This window comes from Alkalibacillus haloalkaliphilus (genome assembly GCF_007991275.1).
Taxonomy (GTDB): Bacteria; Bacillota; Bacilli; order Bacillales; family Alkalibacillaceae; genus Alkalibacillus; species Alkalibacillus haloalkaliphilus.
The window spans coordinates 1-16,095 of record NZ_BJYA01000005.1; the positions used below are offsets into that span (position 1 = coordinate 1).

At 40.2% G+C, this 16,095-nt stretch carries 16 protein-coding genes; 4 read left to right on the forward strand and 12 right to left on the reverse strand.

Annotated features, from left to right (window positions below):
• Positions 1–188 precede the first annotated feature (188 nt).
• The 6 genes from AHA02nite_RS06050 to AHA02nite_RS06075 all read right to left on the reverse strand — a co-directional run bounded on the left by AHA02nite_RS06050 (position 189) and on the right by AHA02nite_RS06075 (position 6,033).
• Complete coding sequence (locus tag AHA02nite_RS06050) at positions 189–701, reverse strand: DUF3231 family protein (protein WP_146815390.1); 513 nt, start codon at positions 699–701, stop codon at positions 189–191.
• A 91-nt stretch (positions 702–792) separates the two neighbouring features.
• Positions 793–1,083 (reverse strand): hypothetical protein, encoded by a 291-nt coding sequence (locus AHA02nite_RS06055; protein ID WP_146815392.1) that lies wholly within the window; start codon positions 1,081–1,083, stop codon positions 793–795.
• An 8-nt stretch (positions 1,084–1,091) separates the two neighbouring features.
• Positions 1,092–1,550: a helix-hairpin-helix domain-containing protein gene (locus AHA02nite_RS06060; protein ID WP_146815394.1), complete on the reverse strand. Its 459-nt coding sequence runs from the start codon at positions 1,548–1,550 to the stop codon at positions 1,092–1,094.
• 11 nt (positions 1,551–1,561) lie between these two features.
• Entirely contained in the window at positions 1,562–2,251 is a 690-nt protein-coding gene (locus AHA02nite_RS06065; RefSeq protein ID WP_146815396.1) for a response regulator transcription factor, read from the reverse strand.
• Positions 2,248–5,529 (reverse strand): ATP-binding protein, encoded by a 3,282-nt coding sequence (locus AHA02nite_RS06070; protein WP_146815398.1) that lies wholly within the window; start codon positions 5,527–5,529, stop codon positions 2,248–2,250. The genes AHA02nite_RS06065 and AHA02nite_RS06070 overlap by 4 nt, the downstream gene beginning before the upstream one ends.
• Before the next feature lie 102 nt (positions 5,530–5,631).
• A complete protein-coding gene (locus AHA02nite_RS06075; RefSeq protein ID WP_146815400.1) occupies positions 5,632–6,033 on the reverse strand; it encodes a DUF4870 domain-containing protein in 402 nt (133 codons plus the stop codon).
• Between the two features lie 463 nt (positions 6,034–6,496).
• On the opposite strand from AHA02nite_RS06075, the gene AHA02nite_RS06080 reads away from it, so the two are divergent.
• Positions 6,497–6,763 (forward strand): GNAT family protein, encoded by a 267-nt coding sequence (locus AHA02nite_RS06080; RefSeq protein ID WP_146815402.1) that lies wholly within the window; start codon positions 6,497–6,499, stop codon positions 6,761–6,763.
• 22 nt (positions 6,764–6,785) lie between these two features.
• On the opposite strand, the gene AHA02nite_RS06085 is transcribed toward AHA02nite_RS06080, so the two are convergent.
• Positions 6,786–7,622 (reverse strand): VOC family protein, encoded by an 837-nt coding sequence (locus AHA02nite_RS06085; RefSeq protein WP_146815403.1) that lies wholly within the window; start codon positions 7,620–7,622, stop codon positions 6,786–6,788.
• 193 nt (positions 7,623–7,815) lie between these two features.
• Here AHA02nite_RS06085 and AHA02nite_RS06090 point away from each other — a divergent pair, with 193 nt between their 5' ends.
• Positions 7,816–8,919 (forward strand): MFS transporter, encoded by a 1,104-nt coding sequence (locus AHA02nite_RS06090; RefSeq protein ID WP_246118827.1) that lies wholly within the window; start codon positions 7,816–7,818, stop codon positions 8,917–8,919.
• Between the two features lie 379 nt (positions 8,920–9,298).
• Here the strand turns inward: AHA02nite_RS06090 and AHA02nite_RS06095 are convergent, their stop codons facing one another.
• Positions 9,299–9,868 carry a TetR/AcrR family transcriptional regulator gene (locus tag AHA02nite_RS06095; RefSeq protein ID WP_146815406.1) on the reverse strand — a complete coding sequence of 190 codons (570 nt, stop codon included), beginning with the start codon at positions 9,866–9,868 and terminating at the stop codon, positions 9,299–9,301.
• Positions 9,869–10,097: 229 nt separating this feature from the next.
• On the opposite strand from AHA02nite_RS06095, the gene AHA02nite_RS06100 reads away from it, so the two are divergent.
• Both AHA02nite_RS06100 and AHA02nite_RS06105 read left to right on the forward strand, forming a co-directional pair.
• Positions 10,098–12,083, forward strand: coding sequence for an efflux RND transporter permease subunit (locus tag AHA02nite_RS06100; RefSeq protein ID WP_146815409.1), 1,986 nt, complete (start codon positions 10,098–10,100; stop codon positions 12,081–12,083).
• A 2-nt stretch (positions 12,084–12,085) separates the two neighbouring features.
• A complete protein-coding gene (locus AHA02nite_RS06105; RefSeq protein WP_146815411.1) occupies positions 12,086–13,909 on the forward strand; it encodes a YhgE/Pip domain-containing protein in 1,824 nt (607 codons plus the stop codon).
• 37 nt (positions 13,910–13,946) lie between these two features.
• On the opposite strand, the gene AHA02nite_RS15095 is transcribed toward AHA02nite_RS06105, so the two are convergent.
• The 4 genes from AHA02nite_RS15095 to AHA02nite_RS06120 form a co-directional block, all read right to left on the reverse strand.
• Positions 13,947–14,123 carry a hypothetical protein gene (locus tag AHA02nite_RS15095; protein ID WP_170235991.1) on the reverse strand — a complete coding sequence of 59 codons (177 nt, stop codon included), beginning with the start codon at positions 14,121–14,123 and terminating at the stop codon, positions 13,947–13,949.
• 12 nt (positions 14,124–14,135) lie between these two features.
• Positions 14,136–14,891, reverse strand: a complete 756-nt coding sequence (locus AHA02nite_RS06110; RefSeq protein WP_170235992.1) for a creatininase — start codon at positions 14,889–14,891, stop codon at positions 14,136–14,138.
• Between the two features lie 274 nt (positions 14,892–15,165).
• Positions 15,166–15,669: a universal stress protein gene (locus AHA02nite_RS06115; protein ID WP_146815415.1), complete on the reverse strand. Its 504-nt coding sequence runs from the start codon at positions 15,667–15,669 to the stop codon at positions 15,166–15,168.
• 28 nt (positions 15,670–15,697) lie between these two features.
• Complete coding sequence (locus tag AHA02nite_RS06120) at positions 15,698–15,985, reverse strand: hypothetical protein (RefSeq protein WP_146815416.1); 288 nt, start codon at positions 15,983–15,985, stop codon at positions 15,698–15,700.
• Positions 15,986–16,095 lie beyond the last annotated feature (110 nt).

Consider the following 16,095-nt stretch of genomic DNA (forward strand, 5'->3'; position numbering starts at 1 on the left):
CGCACCTCGGATTTTGGCGTTCATGAGAATTATTTGGCGCTCAGCAACTTTTATCAGCGTTCGCCATCTTTTATCAGCACTCAACCATAATCATCATTATTACTTTTCACTCAGTTTAACACATTGTTATAAAAGTGCTAAAAACGAAAAAACCGAGATCTACTATTAGGCAGATCTCGGTTTTCCCTTTAATCCTCACTTGGAATTTTCGTATGAAGGGGTGGTGGGATTAACCAGCCTTTTTCTTTGTTTAACCTTAATGCTTTGCCAGCTGCTTGGGCTTTGTTCATATGATATTGTCCAAATAACATGGCGATATCTTCTCGCGTGCATTGAGCAATAATCGTTGAACAGCCAACTAAGCCTTCAGCTAATCCTTTAGAAACGCTTGCACTAATTTCTGGGTCTGCAAATTTTGCTCCAGGGGGAATCTCTTCTAAAGTAGCTAGCGGTTTATCTGGTGCTGCAGGAGGTAAGGCAATCCCGTTTTCTTTTAACACTTCTTCAACTTCTTTTATTTCTGATTTCACGCCAGGGATTAATTCTTCAATAAATTTTTTCAAATCCCTGTCACCCGTATGGTTACCATATGTTTGTAACATAGAATGAAACCCATTGGCTGCCACTAAAAATGAAAACAAATTATAAACTTCACCATAGTGTAATGGCTCTTTCTTTTGACTTCCACTTAAAATACCGATCGTACTTCACCTCCATTCAAGAATACAATCTATATTCTTTGATGAAGGTGAAGTTTTATTCAGTGAATATTAAATTGTGCAGCAGACCTGATTATGTATTTTCACGTTGTTGGCGTGTTAGGGCTCCTCTAAATACATAATACATTCCATTTAGAAAAGTGATAAAACCAAACATCATACCAGCGACACCACCGGCAATGCCGCTTCCAGTAGATATTCCTAAGGAGACTAGGGTCACGAACCATGTTATTGGGGCTATTAAGAACATGATGACAAATCCACTTGTAACGAGCATCATTTTAGTGTTGGATGTGTATTTAACTACGATGATGTTAATTAAAGCTAAAAAAGTTACAAATAAAATTAAACCCACATTGATCAACCGCCTCTCTACTCATACCATGCTTTTGTTGGCCTAGTTTTAGGGTAGCCATGCTTTTCACGAAAGCTTTTTCTTTCTTGTGTAAAATCGTGCCACTTTATATCATTGTTCGGTTTCCTGGCATAATGAATAACACAACGGATTTGATCTTCAACACAGCTATCGGTCCAAACGCCTAGTCTTTCTTCAAGTTGGTCAAAAAGCTTTGCTCCATCTTGCTTTTTCATCTCTTCTAATGAATACAACTTGAGGTGATTGACTAATTTTTCGGCAAGTTTAATTCCAATTGTCGGGACTTGTTGGAATTGAGCTAACCCTCTCAACTCTAGTGCTCGTTCATTTGGTACTTCTAATACATTCGAGAGAAAGTCGATTTCTAAGTAATGAACTTCATTTAATTTAATTTTGTTTTTTCTAAGTCGACCTCGTTCATTTGAAGTTAATGGTAATTTTGTAGTCGCAGTCATATAAATACTCCTTAATTTTCTGCATTAAATTTATACCCAAACCCTCTAACTGTCTGAATGTAGCACGGTTTGTGTGGGTTTTCTTCTACTTTACTACGCAAATGGCTAATATGGACTTTGACGGTTTCGATGTTGCCTGTCGCATCATAGCTCCAAATGCGGTCGTAAAGTTGTTCATGGCTCCAGACGCGGTTTGGGTGTTCTGCTAGGTGGATCAGGAGCTCTAATTCTTTTGTCGTTAGTGTAATCGGCTCATTCTTAACATAGCATTTCATATCGTCTAGGTCGATTTTGATTCGGCCGTATTCTAGTGTGTTGTTTTTCGCTTTCGGTTTCGTATGATATATGCGTAAGTTCGCTTTAATTCGAGCTTCTAATTCTTCAAAGTCATATGGCTTCGTCAAATAGTCATCACCGCCGAGTTCGAAGCATTTCACTTTATCGAAAGTGTTTCTGCGAACGCTTAAAAAAATGATCGGAATCGTCAGTTTTTCGCGGATCTTTTGACAGACTTCGAACCCATTCATGCCTGGCATTTCGATGTCGAGTAAAATGAGCTCTGGCGGTGTTTTGTCAATAATCTTAAGCGCTTCGTCTCCATCTTGCGCGGCTAAAGTTTTATAGCCTTTACTTTCTAAATACATTTGTGTCATGTCTCGAATGCCTGCTTCATCTTCTACGAGCAAAATGGTTTCGCTCATAAGCTCTCCCCCTCTTTATTTTGTTCAGGCTCTTCGATGACTGATTGTTGTGTAATTGGAAGTTTGATCGAAAAAGTCGTACCAACGTTTTGGTCACTTTCAACACTAATTGCACCTTTATGGGTTTCGACGATTTCTTTAGCAATTGCTAGCCCTAGCCCTGTTCCGTGTGGGTTATAACGTGATGAGCTGGCCTGCTTATAAAATCGGTCGAAAATGTATGGTAAATCTTCTTGATCTATCCCTGTGCCGTTATCAGTTATTTTTATTACTATATGACGTTCGTCGAGGTGAACATGTGCACCTAATGCAATTTCACCGTCCGCTTCAGTTGTATATTTGGCTGCATTAGATATCAAATTAGAAAACACTTGGTCCATTCGATCGCGATCGATGTAACACATCCAGCCGTCAGCTTCATCAAGTTTCCCGTGATTTATACCTCGAAAGCGGCGGTTATGTTGTTCAACATTAAACTGACATCTTCGCTCGACTTGTTCGACCCACCGTCTTACATTCACAGCAGTTTTATTTAAACTCGTTTTACCTTCTTCTAGTTTTGATAGATCGAATAAATCATTTATGAGTCGGTTAAGAACTTGAATTTTCTTCAATACTTGCTCGTTGTAATGTTCGTTATAAGGTGAAAGTGTTCCTGCTTTTAACGATTGCATGTAGCTGTGAATTAATGTCACAGGTGTACCAAGTTCATGCGCGATGTTCGATAACATTTGTCTACGTGACTGCTCTGCTTCAAGTAAGTTTTCGTTCGCAGCTGTTAAGTCTTCGTTAGCTACTTTCAACGCTTCTGTTCGTTCTTCAATTTTTTCTTCTAAGTGTGTATTTAAATTCGTTAATTCTTGGTTAAGCGTGCGAATGCGGATCAGCGTGCGAACGCGTGATAAGAGTTCCATTTTGTCACAAGGTTTCACGAGATAATCGTTGGCCCCTGCTTCAAAGGAGACAACTTTATCATCGAGTTCACTTTTCGCTGTTAACATTAGAATCGGCAGTTCCATAAGTGAATAGTCACGGCGCAAGCGGCTACACACTTCGTAACCTGACATCTTTGGCATCATTAAGTCTAAAATGAGTAAGTCGACTGACCTTTCTTTAAGAATCTCGAAAACTTCTTCCCCATCAGATGCTGTGACAACTTCATAACCTTCTAATGCCAACTGGTTCGTTAGCACTTGTAAGTTGACCGCTTCATCATCTGCAACTAAAACGCGTGGTTGGTTAGCTCGTTTAATCGTTGGTGGTTCAACTTTCGTACTTTCACCTGTCAACAAGCGCTCTACTGGTTTAGACACTTCTTCTGCTGTATCTTCTGCTTGGACTGGTAGCGTGACGTAGAAGGTTGAGCCTTGTTTCGGCTGCGATTCAGCTGTAAGTGTACCTGCATGCAAATCGACTAAGCGTTTTGTAATGCTTAAGCCCATTCCTGTCCCACTAATTGTGTGTGACGGATCTGCTTGCTGAAATGGATTAAAAATATATTCTAATTGATCGGCTGATATGCCACTTCCTGTATCTTGAACGCTGATCGTCAATCCGTCTTCTGTTACAAAAGCTGAAATGACGATGCGCCCTTCATCCGTATAATTAATCGCATTGCCGACTAAGTTGTAGAGAATTTGTTGTAGTCGGTTCGGGTCGGCGTGCACTGGTGATAAGTTATCTGGAATGTCTGTGACGAGTTCGATCGGTTTATTTTTTATTAAAGGTTTAGAAACAGCAACGACAACTTCAATGACGCCTTTGACGTGTACTGATTTTATTTGCAGTTCTAACGAGTCGTATTTTAACTTTGAAAAATCTAAAATGTCGTTCACTAAATGAGTGAGGCGATTTCCGCTTGCGACGATTGTTGATAGTTGTTGCTTCATCTGTTCAGAAACATCGCCAGTGACACCATCGCGTAACGATTCAGCAATGCCGACCATGCCATATATAGGCGTTCTTAGTTCGTGTGATGTGACAGCTAGAAATTCGTCTTTTAATACGTCTGCTTTTTTCAAGTTTTCCATCGCGAGCTCTTGGCTTTCGCGCGCTTGTTTTTCGGCTTGTTCTTTTTCAGCTCGCATTAAGTTAATTTTGTCAGCTAAGGCGAAGCTTAATAAGACGACTTCAACTGTCATCGCAGCTTGCCCCGCGTATTCAGTCAAAAGTGAATATGGAAGAATCGCTGCACGCTCTAAAATCGTAATAAACACACCGGTTAAGAAAATCATCCAACCGAGAATGTAAAAGCGTGCTTGCCTTGCACCGCGCTTTAGGCATATGAAGGCGACGATTAGAACGGTTAAAAATGTTAAAAATGCACTTGCAATCATCATATTGAGTGCAACGATATGAGATATAAAAAGCATGATAACAGTTGCTATGTTTAAGGCAATGAGTAGATAAGACAGTCGATTAAACTTCGGCAAATATTGATCGACATCGAGAAAGGCGCGTGTAAATAGTAAAATGAAAATACAGCCGAAGCTAACCCAAAATGGCGTTGATATTAAATTCCAAGCAGGATAGTCTGACCATAAATATTGAAAACCAACACCGTTGATCGAAATTTTACCTAACAACGTACATAGCATCGCAATGACGTAGTATAGATAACTGCGCATTTTTAAACTGAAATATAAGAATAAATTGTAGACGATCATGACGATGATGATGCCGTAAAAAATGCCAAGCATCGTCAGCTCGCTTTGCGTTCGGTCAAAAAACGCATCATGACTCCATATGTATATAGGTGGGTGTAAGTCGCCCCCTCCAACAGCTCGAGCGTAAAACGTCTCACTCGTATTCGGTTCGATGTCTAAGTTAACGGCGAAAAATCGGTGGTTAACTTCCCGTTCGTGAAAAGGTTCCACGACTGCGCCACCATGAAAAATCGGTTCATACCCTGAGTTCGTTTCCCTGTATATGTCGAGTTCGTATATGAGTGGAAAAGCGAATTCGAGAAGCCAGTCTGATTCGTTCGATTCATTTTCGATCTCAAAACGGAGCCACGTAGCTGTTTTGAAAAAGCCGTTTCGTTGATTGATGTGGCTTTCAGATAAGAACTGGTCGGCGAATTGTGGAGAGGTCACGTCGCTTAGTTCTAACTGCATGTCGCGATCTTTTACCATTTCAATCCCTTCGTAAAGGTCGAGTTGGTCCGTTTCATCATCAAGAATTAACGCTTCTGTTGCGTTGACTAGTCCGCTCGGTAGACAAAGAAGAATCACAATGATAAAGATCGATGCTATGAATTTTTTGTAATAGCGACTCATTTTCCCACCCCCTTAGTTACTTATATTTTACTCGAAAGACGATAATTTTTAAAATTTTCACAAAATAAAACAGCCGACTCGATTTAGAGCCGACTGAGTCACTTATGCTGCCTCACTGTTCATTTTATTAACTTGCTCTTCGGCGATGTTACCGACAACTGGGAACTTGAACCACTTGCCTTGGTAAGCCTTGATCATACAGACAATCCAAATGACAAACCCAACCGGTGCAAGCAACAGTGATATGAGCCAGCCAATTAATGGAACGAAGCCAATCACCATACTGAGGACAAATATAGATACCCAAATGAAAATCGACTGGAATGCATGGTAACGGACGAACTTGCTATCTTTTTCAACTAACAAGAATATAAGACCCGTTATGAATCCAAATAAATAACACAACAACCCAGCAACATTGTTTTCTAAACCTGTAGAGCTCTTTTTGTCCTCTTCTTCATCACGAAAAACCTTTTGTTCCTCTACTTGTTGTTCCTCTGTCATATACAGCCCTCCCCCAACAAATTTAATGCTTTAATTACATCTTAATAAGGAAAGGTTAAATTTAAGTTAAATGAGGTAAGAATTTTTCAAAATGTGGGAATGCCTAGTTGATTGTTGGGTGGGTTGGGGGCGAACGCTGATAAATCCTGCTGGGCGCTGATAAAATTTCGTGAGTGCTGATAAGTTACTTGCGAGCGCTGATAAATATCGCTGAGCGCTGATAAAATTTTTGTGAGATCCGATATAGTTTCGTGCGAACGCCAGATTATCTTTGCGAGCGCCAGATTAATTTCATGAGCGCCAAATTAACTCACGCGAACGCCAGATTAATTTCATGAACGCCAAATTAACTCACGCGAACGCCAAATAAACCTCACTCGCCAGTACCTTCCCCCCTCCCTAATTCCATTATTCGGAAAAATGTGTTACATTAATGGCAGTTGCTTACAAGGGGGTACATATTATGAAAAAGTTTTTCCTTTTTGGCGTTAGTTTTGTTGTCATTTTCGCTGTGTTCCAAATGTTGTCTGGCATGGTCTTAACTTGGATGCACACACCAAATGTGAGTGAGGCTTGGAGTATGAGTGGCAGCCTTCCTCAAGAAACGGTGATTGTCGGTAATTTTTCACTCGTGTCGTTAGGGATGATTCTAGCTTCGGCGATGATTGCTTACATTATTTCTAATAGAATCATGCAGTTCAATAAAAATAAAGCAGAACTTCCATCATAAAAGGGAGTTCTGCTTTTTCTTTTTATACGACTAGCTCGATCTGGTTTCCTGCTGGGTCTTCTGTTACGTTACCTTCTACAGGTGAGCCCATGTCTTTTAATCTATGAATGACGGTGTCGCGTGATGCTTCGTCAGGATAGACAATTTGGTATGAATGTAGGCCTGCACTATTTTCTGAAGCTTTTGGTGCGCCAACGCCATTCCACGTGTTTGCAGCAATATGGTGGTGGTAGCCATTCGTTGATAGAAAAATAGCCTGACCGCCAAATTGGCAAACGACATCAAAGCCGAGCCCGTCGACGTAAAATTTTTCTGCCTGACGTAAATCAGAAACGTGTAAATGAATGTGGCCCATCACTGTTTTCTCAGGCATCCCTTGCCAGCCTTGGTCGGTTTTATATTTTACTAAATCCTCAAAGTCTAGCGGATCGACTGCCATTTCTACTTGATCACCTTGCCAAGTCCACGTGTCTGGATCTTTATCTTGGTAGACTTCGATGCCATTACCATCTGGATCATTGAAATAAATCGCATCACTGACTAAGTGGTCTGATGCACCGATTGGGACCTTATGTTCTGATAGATGTATGACAAAGTCAGCTAAATGACGGCGTTCTGGCACTAAAATAGCGAAGTGGTATAAACCTGAAGTTCGCCTCTGCTTCGGTTCTGGATTTTCTGGTTGTACGAGTTTCAACATGCTAGTTTTTCCATCTGCTGTTAAATGTGCTGTGCCTTCTGTTTGTTCCAGTACGTTTAAGCCGACGATTTTTTGATAAAACTCTAGTGAACGTGCTAAGTCTGTCACTTTAATTGTGACGCGACTGACGAATGTTGTTGGTTTGCTATGAAAATTCATGGAACTTCCTCCTCGAAATGTCACTTACTTTATGTAAGTAAGTTTATAATTGTAAGCTCCATTTGTCAACTTTTATATAGCTCGTCTATTTCTCATCGCGGTGCATACAATGGCGTTGAGGTGAGAAAATTTGAGTATCGCAACTTTTCATAAGGTACATATATTTTTAGTTATGTTTTTCATGAGTTTAGTCATGAGTGTACAAGCTCCGTTATTCGCCCCGTTCGCCGCCACGCTCGGTGCATCAAGTGTGTTAATCGGAATTATGATGAGCACTGGTCAAATCGCCAACTTAACGGGGAATTTAATTGCAGGTCCGTTAATTGATCGGTATGGAAAAAAGTTGTTCATTACACTGCCGATGATGATTTCAGGTGGTTTGTTTATCGCGCATAGTTTTGCGACTGATGCGACGACTTTGCTTGTGTTACGGGTTGCAAATGGTTTCGCGCTTGCGTTTTTGATCCCTTCTGCTCTCGCTCTTTTATCAAGTTATGCGAAAAATAGCCAGCAGCAAGGTAAAAATATGGCAATCTACGGCATGTTGATGACGATTGCTAGTATTCTAGCTCCGTTAGCTGGTGGAAATTTAGGTAATTTACTTGGTTACGAGGCGACTTACTTTTTCATTGGTTCTGGTTTGCTTTTAATTAGTATTTATACGTTAGGTTACATTCATGATTCTAGTGCTGTGTCTCTTAGTGACAAGTTGAATAGTACTTTGACGTTTGGACAAGTGCTCGCACTGCCGACTGTACATATTATTTTAGCGACTGGCTTTGCGGTCATGTATATTCATGGGGTGATCATTTATGAAGTGCCTTATTTAGCGGTTGAGATGGGATATTCGACGGCGCGGACTGGGTTGTTGTTAAGTTTGATGGCGACAGGTACATTAACGTCTTTGTCACTGTTTTTCCTTCATCGGTTAGATCCTGTTAAACGATTAATGTTCGGTTTGTTCGGTATGTCGATGACGTTATTTGCGATTTTTACCGATATGTTAGCTCTTCCGATTTTGTTGTTTGTCGTTGGCTTTTTCTTCGGGATCGTCATGCCCGCTATGGCAACCGCAATTACAGATGCTGTGTCAAAAAAAGGACATGGACGAGCATTCGGTTTAATGTCGTCCTTTTATTCTCTTGGAATTATTGTTAGTTCCTTCGTCACAGGTGTCGTTCGTGATGTCATTTCGCCTTACTTCATTGCTTTTGTCATTGGGATGATTATTTTGACGTTTATTGGTTATAAAAAAATGGGGATTCCTTCTGGTTCACGAGCAAAAAGTTTTCAGTAAGATTGTGAGCGTATGAGATAATAGCGACCGCTTGGGTGTTATAAGCGGTTGCTATTTTTTTGGCGTTCGGGGGATCGATTTTGGCGTTCGCGAAAATAATTTGGCGTTCGCCTGAACTTTTTTGGCGCTCGGGAATTTAATTTGGCGCTCGCTTAACCTTTTTTGGCGCTCACGAGTTTTATTTGGCGCTCGGAAAATTATTTTGGCGTTCGCGTAATTTGATTAGTGCTCAATAATTTATCAGCGTTCAGCAAGATTTATCAGCGCTCGCACATGATTTATCAGCGTTCATGAAAATTTATCGGCGCTCACACATTGTTTATCAGCGCTCGCAAAGTTTTATCAGCGTTCAGCAAGATTTATCAGCGCTCACGCCGTATCACTCCTGCAAATAGGACAATCCACGATTAGAAAAGTGATTGATTAGTTCAGCGATTTCTCTCGGTGATTCTTCCATGCCACTTGCGATCCATTCTTTGATGACGTGGATGGCACCGCTAATAATATAAGTGCTCAAATAGCTTGAGAATTGTTCGTCTAAGTCTGTGCCTTCCATTGTGTTCTTCATGACAAAGCGGCGGGCGACTTCCATGAGGCGTTTTTCAAAAGTTGAGTCGCCGTTTTCATTTAACAAAGTTTCGAACATGAGCTTTTTATCGGTAATGTATTCGACGAGTTTTTGGGTCATTAATAAAGCTTCGTCTTCTTTGGTAAAACTATAGCTACTTAAGTATGCGTTCATATCGTCTATAATTTCGTTTTCTATTTTCGTTAATAAGTCATATTGGTCGGCGTAATGCGTATAAAATGTCGAACGGTTAACATCTGCGAGTTCGCAAATTTCTTTTACTGTAACAGATGCGATCGGCTTCTCCGCTAACAGTTCAATGAGGCTATCTTTTAGTACCATGCGGGTGTATTTTTTGCGGCGGTCCATTTTCTCTCCCACATTAACCCTCCTCTGTGACAATTTTGTTGAAATCCAACATACAGTCAACAATGTGTTGGATAACGGACGTAAAGTGCTAAACTGTTTGTTGAATATCCAACACAGTGTCCATATAATAATAAAGTGGATTGATGTTCTATGCAAGAGAGGATGAAACAAAATCGACCTAGCTAGCCGGATTATTAAACATAAAAAATCAATCGTTTGGACGTTTTTCATATTAGGAATTATGAGTACGATCGCTTTCTTCATGGTCCATGTTAATTACAATATGATGGATTATCTACCTGATGATTCACCTTCTATGGAAGCGACTGACATAATGGAAGAAGAATTTGATGAACCGATCGGCAATACACGCGTCATGGTTGAAGATGTCACCATCCCACAGGCGCTTGCGTATAAAGAAGCATTAGAAAATATAGATGGTGTTTCGCACATTATGTGGTTAGACGATGCACTTGATTTAAAAGTGCCGCTCGAAATGGCGAAGACTGATACGGTGGAACAATATTATCAAGATCAGTCCGCTCTCTTCTCAATAACGATCGATGAAGGTTATGAGGTCGAGGCGATGAGTGCGATTTATGATTTGATCGGCGAGGACAATGCGGCTGATGGTGAGGCAGCGGATACTGCAATGTCTCAAGAAATGGCTGATCAAGAATCGATTTATGCTGCAGCGTTACTCATTCCGATTATCATTATTATTTTAGTTTTATCGACGAATTCATGGGTCGAGCCGCTTTTCTTTTTAACGGCGATCGGCATTTCGGTCATTATTAACTTAGGGACAAATATATTTCTCGGTGAAATTTCATTCGTAACACAGTCCGTCGCCCCGATCCTCCAACTCGCCGTCTCGCTCGATTATGCGATTTTCTTATTGCATAGTTTTTCGGATTATCGAAAACAGGTGCCTGACCCTGCTGAAGCGATGCGGCTTGCGATCAAACGATCATTTCCAGCGATTGCTGCGAGTGCGACGACGACGTTTTTCGGATTTATTGCCTTAACCTTTATGAACTTTGAAATTGGCGCTGACTTAGGACTTAACCTCGTAAAAGGTATTGTGTTTAGCTTCATTAGCGTGATGATCTTCTTACCAGCGCTAACACTTATGTTCTATAAGTGGATTGACAAAACTCAGCACAAGCCAATTGTGCCTGAATTCAAAAATGTTGGTAAGCGTGTATTAAAGCTACGCGTTCCTGCTTTAATTTTCGTCGGGTTACTAATAGTGCCTGCTTTCTTAGCGCAAAGTGAAACGACATTTATTTACGGTGTCGGTGAACAACCTGATACGACAAGACTTGGTGCTGATGAAATTCAAATTGAAGAACAGTTTGGTGAAAATACACCTATGGTCGTGCTCGTCCCTCGAGGTGAAGTTGCAAAAGAAGAAGAGCTTGTTTATCAATTTGAACAGCTAAACAACGTCTCTAGTGTGATCGCATATGTGAATACAATTGACTCTGCAATTCCACCTGAGTATTTAGGTGAAGAGGTCACAGAACCCTTTTACTCTGACAATTACAGCCGGATCACACTTCATACTGATACAGCAACTGAAGGTGATGAAGCTTTTGCGTTAGTTGAAGACGTCCGGGAAACAGCAGCACAATATTATGATGACGAAGCACAAGTTCTCGGTGAAAGTGTCACGTTATATGACATTAAAGACATTGTACAAAGGGATAATACACTCGTGAACTGGTTGACGGTACTTGCTGTTGCGATCGTTTTAATTGGTACATTCCGCTCGATCTTCTTCCCTGTTGTGTTACTCATTACGATTCAATCAGCTGTATGGTTTAACTTATCGATTCCATATTTTACTGATTCGACACTCGTCTTTGTCGGATATTTAATCGTCAGTACCGTACAATTAGCCGCAACCGTTGACTACGGAATTTTATTTACGGAAAACTATAAACATTTAAGAAAGAAAATGCCTGCTTTTGAGGCGATGAAACGGACGATTGATGAGAAGTTGTTTGCGATCTTCATCTCTGCAGCCATTTTATCAAGTGTTGGGTTTATTTTATGGATTACATCGTCCAACCCGATTGTAGGCTCAGTCGGCTTATTATTAGGACGCGGTGCGTTATTAGCATTTTTAAGCGTCGTCTTCCTACTACCAGCGCTGTTACTGCTGTTTGATAAATTAATTGAGAAAACGACTTATAAAGCGAATTTCTATAAGGGGAAATGACAATGAAAACTAAACGTCTATCGATCATTTTAATTGCATCCCTTCTGCTGATGCCGTCATTTGCTATGGCGACTTCTGATGAATCAGAATCCAATGAGTCCTCACCGTCACAATTAGACGGTGAAGGTTCCTTTTCTGAAAAACACGAAGTCGTCTATGCGACATTAAATGCGTTTGGACAGCAAGATGAGATGTATGTCGTTAACCAGTTTGATGTGATTGAGCATGGCGAAATGATTGATTATGGTCCATATGAAACGGTTCAAAACTTAACGAATTTAGAAGATATTGAACTAAATGATGAGGAAGTTACATTCAGATCTGGAGAAGATCAGTTTTATTATCAGGGGAATCTAAATGGCAAACCGCTTCCGTGGACTTTTGACATTCGCTATACGTTAGATGGTGAAGAAGTCAATCCACATGACATTTTAGGTGAAGATGGCCATTTACAAATTGAAATTGAAACGAGCGGCGATGATGAAGTCAATCCTGTATTTTATGAAAATTATTTAATGCAAATTTCGTTAGCATTAGACTCTGAAATTTACAATCAAATTGAAGCTGAAGATGGTACGGTTGCGAGTGCCGGCAAAAATAAACAAGTGACGTTTACCGTAATGCCAGAAGAAGACGAAACGTTTGTCGTTGAAGCAAATGTTAGTAATTTTGAATTCGATGGTGTTGAGATTTCTGCTTTACCACCAAATATGTCTTTTGATGAATTTGATACAGATGAGATGCAAGATGAAATGAACACATTAGCTGAAGCATTTAGCGATTTACATGATGGGGTTGGCGACTTACGTGACGGTGTGTTTGAACTTAATGATGGGGTCAGCGACTTACATGATGGGTCGAGTGACTATTTGTCTGGCATGAATGAACTTGATGAAGGCTCTGCTGATTTAATAGAAGGTTCTCAAGAGATTCAAAATGCTCTTAATCAAATGCGTGCAGGTTTTGAAACAGATGGAGAGATTGATCTCTCTGATTTAGATGAGCTAGAACAAGCGTTAAGACAAATTGCGGATGGCTTATATGAAGCTGAAGAAGGTATCGCCGAGATCCGTGAAAACTATGATGGCTCACTAGAATCTTTAAGAGAAGCAATCAATGACATTCCAGTTGGAGAGTTAAGTGAAGACAATTTTGATGAACTTTACGATAGTGACATTGATCCTGAAGTCATTGATGAGTTAGTTCAAACTTACGAAGCTGCTCAAAATGCTAGAGAGAATTTTGATGAATCGAGCGAACTGTTCAATTATGTCGTACCTGTATTAGAAGAATTAGAACAGACGGTTAATGAAATCGCGGTTAACTTAGAGCAGACAGCCGATGAATTTGCAGAAGGATTAGATGAACTAGACTTCATCGAAGAACTAGAACAACTTGAGACTGGTTTAGAACAATTAGCTAACCAATACGGTGAGTTCCACGCAGGCTTAGTCGAATATACCGGTGGCGTTGGCGAGCTGTCATCTAACTATAGTGGTATTCATGAAGGTATTGGTGAATTAAGTGATGGTACTGCTGTATTAGGAGACGGTGTCGATGAGTTGCATGATGGCACTGGTGAACTCGCTCAAGAGACGAGTGACTTACCAGCACAAATGCAAAGTGAAATTGATGAGTTAATGGATGACTTTGACTTCTCTGATTTCGAACCCGTATCATTCATGTCTGAACGCAATGAAAACGTCGAAACAGTCCAATTCGTCATCCAAACCGAAAGTATCACAATCGATGACGATGAAGACGATGATGAAGTTGAAGAAGAAGAAAAAGGTATATGGGAACGGTTTTTGGATTTGTTTAGATAGTTATAACGGTCTTTCCTTTTTTGGAAAGACCGTTTTTCTATGATTGTTCATTCTGATTTTGCTTTTGCACCTCTAGCATTTCTTTTAATACTCGATGGATGTTTTGTAATGAAAGGAGAATGAAACCGAGCATAACGAATGTGACGATTTCACCTGTTATAAATGCGACAATCCCGAGTACGAATGCTAATGTTATGAAATAGAAGTTTTGCATATTAATCTCTCCCTAGGTTATGTTGAATTCTTTTTTTATCGATTGAACGTAATTTCCTACTATGTTGTTAACGAATATTTCCCCTGCTTCTTTAGTTGCACCTGTTGGGTCTGCTAATGAACCTGATTTCGGAACTACGCCTTCTTGTTGTGGGAACACTTCGTAGCGAGGGAGATTTGCCTCGGCTGGTTCGATCTTATCTTGCTGAACTAAGTCCGGTTTAAGCTTCATCATTAATGCTGTTTCTATAAAGGCGGCGTGTTCTAAGCTGTATCCTGGAAAGCCATTCTTATAATAAGGTGTGACGACCTCATCATCTAACATATCAACAAATGAGGCTTTTAGTATTTTTACACTTTTTTGATTTGATTCTTTTAATGCTAAATCGATAGCCTCAGATAAAAACATTCCATTCTCATAATGACCATCCATAACGATGATCTGTTCCGCCCCATGTCTTATAAATTCTACTAAAATATCTTTCACTAGTAGGATAAGTGTTTCAGCGCTCAAGCTTGTTGTACCTGGAAATGTCTGGCCACCCCCACTGTGTGGTAAAGACTTATAGCCAAATGGGATCGCTGGAGCGACAATTCCGTCTATTGAAGTGGCGACAAGTTTTGATATTTCATTGATTTGATAATAGTCCACACCAAGCGGTAAATGATAACTGTGCTGTTCCGTTGATCCAACTGGCAACAACACTACGGCATCTTGCACTTTACTCTCATATTCTGGCCAAGTCATTTCCGACATTAACACTGTCATGTTGAACACCTCTGCTCTAATGTAATTGGTCATATCTTAACATAAATTAGGAAAATTAGTCGTATGTTTCTCTGATTTCGTTAAATTGACTTACGCAAGAGAAGAGTAATGTGGAGGTGCTCGCTAAAAGTTTTGGCTCTCGTGGATGTTTATCAGCGCTCGCTAATTTTTATCGGCGTTCAGCTAGATTTTATCGGCGCTCGCAAGTTTTTATCGGCGTTCGACCAACTTCACCTCACTAAAAAGACGCCCATAAAGAGCGTCTTCTTCTACTTTATTTAATAACTAGTACTGGGCAGTGTGAGTCATTTGTTACTTTGTTGCTGACGCTTCCCATAACAATTTTCTTCAAGCCGCTTAAACCGCGGTTTCCTAGTATAACGAGGTCAACGTCTTGGTCTTTTGCGAATTTAACAATTTCTCTTGCTGGAGGTCCTGATAAAATTTCATAATCGACGTCAATTGCATTAGATAGTTTCAATTTAGCTTCATAGAGTATTTCATCTGCTTGTTGGTCCACAATGTCTACTTGTTGTTGCTCAGAACCATCTGATGCCGGCATTGATGTTGTGTAGTTCGTCGTTTGATGCAACATCGATGTGCCATGTGGAATCGTATGTTGGTCTGAGATTGGCGCTGCTGGACTTTGGTCTTGAACGTATGCCACGATCAATTTAGCATCATTTTGCTTCGCGATTCCCTCTGCTTTACTCAATGCTTTCTTACTATCTGTTGAGCCATCATAGGCTACTAACACCCTAGCGAAAAGTTCATTCATACCACAAACCTCCTTTTAAGTTTAAGTACTATACAAGTGCTACTTTCTCAGCTTCTTCTTCCTTGATGCACTCTTTTATGTCTGTAAAAATTTGATTAACATCATAACCTTCTATAACAACTTTTAACTCACTCGTTTCATCCAGAGTTAAAAATGTTGATACAAGTTTCGGTAGATTGCGAGGCGCAACTACACCATGTTCAGTAATAAAATAAAAATCGCCATCTACAGTTTGACTATATTCGTGCAATGAAAGGATCTCGTACATTGTTAGCTGATTTTCAAGCTGAATTGTTTCTGTGTAAATTTCCTTCATCCCACACCCTCCTCGGTTTTTTTGCTTACTCTTTCTATAGACGGTTGTGTTCGAGGTTAAACATTTTTTTATAAAAGGGGTCAAATGTCCTACCTAAATGTTCTACACAA

Excerpts from the sequence above, each read along its gene's own strand:
- AHA02nite_RS06060 (WP_146815394.1), bottom strand. The coding sequence starts at position 1,550 with ATGACTGCGACTACAAAATTACCATTAACTTCAAATGAACGAGGTCGA.
- AHA02nite_RS06065 (WP_146815396.1), bottom strand. The coding sequence starts at position 2,251 with ATGAGCGAAACCATTTTGCTCGTAGAAGATGAAGCAGGCATTCGAGAC.
- AHA02nite_RS06070 (WP_146815398.1), bottom strand. The coding sequence starts at position 5,529 with ATGAGTCGCTATTACAAAAAATTCATAGCATCGATCTTTATCATTGTG.
- AHA02nite_RS06075 (WP_146815400.1), bottom strand. The coding sequence starts at position 6,033 with ATGACAGAGGAACAACAAGTAGAGGAACAAAAGGTTTTTCGTGATGAA.
- AHA02nite_RS06080 (WP_146815402.1), top strand. The coding sequence starts at position 6,497 with ATGAAAAAGTTTTTCCTTTTTGGCGTTAGTTTTGTTGTCATTTTCGCT.
- AHA02nite_RS06085 (WP_146815403.1), bottom strand. The coding sequence starts at position 7,622 with ATGAATTTTCATAGCAAACCAACAACATTCGTCAGTCGCGTCACAATT.
- AHA02nite_RS06090 (WP_246118827.1), top strand. The coding sequence starts at position 7,816 with ATGAGTGTACAAGCTCCGTTATTCGCCCCGTTCGCCGCCACGCTCGGT.
- AHA02nite_RS06100 (WP_146815409.1), top strand. The coding sequence starts at position 10,098 with ATGAGTACGATCGCTTTCTTCATGGTCCATGTTAATTACAATATGATG.
- AHA02nite_RS06105 (WP_146815411.1), top strand. The coding sequence starts at position 12,086 with ATGAAAACTAAACGTCTATCGATCATTTTAATTGCATCCCTTCTGCTG.
- AHA02nite_RS15095 (WP_170235991.1), bottom strand. The coding sequence starts at position 14,123 with ATGCAAAACTTCTATTTCATAACATTAGCATTCGTACTCGGGATTGTC.
- AHA02nite_RS06110 (WP_170235992.1), bottom strand. The coding sequence starts at position 14,891 with ATGACAGTGTTAATGTCGGAAATGACTTGGCCAGAATATGAGAGTAAA.
- AHA02nite_RS06115 (WP_146815415.1), bottom strand. The coding sequence starts at position 15,669 with ATGAATGAACTTTTCGCTAGGGTGTTAGTAGCCTATGATGGCTCAACA.
- AHA02nite_RS06120 (WP_146815416.1), bottom strand. The coding sequence starts at position 15,985 with ATGAAGGAAATTTACACAGAAACAATTCAGCTTGAAAATCAGCTAACA.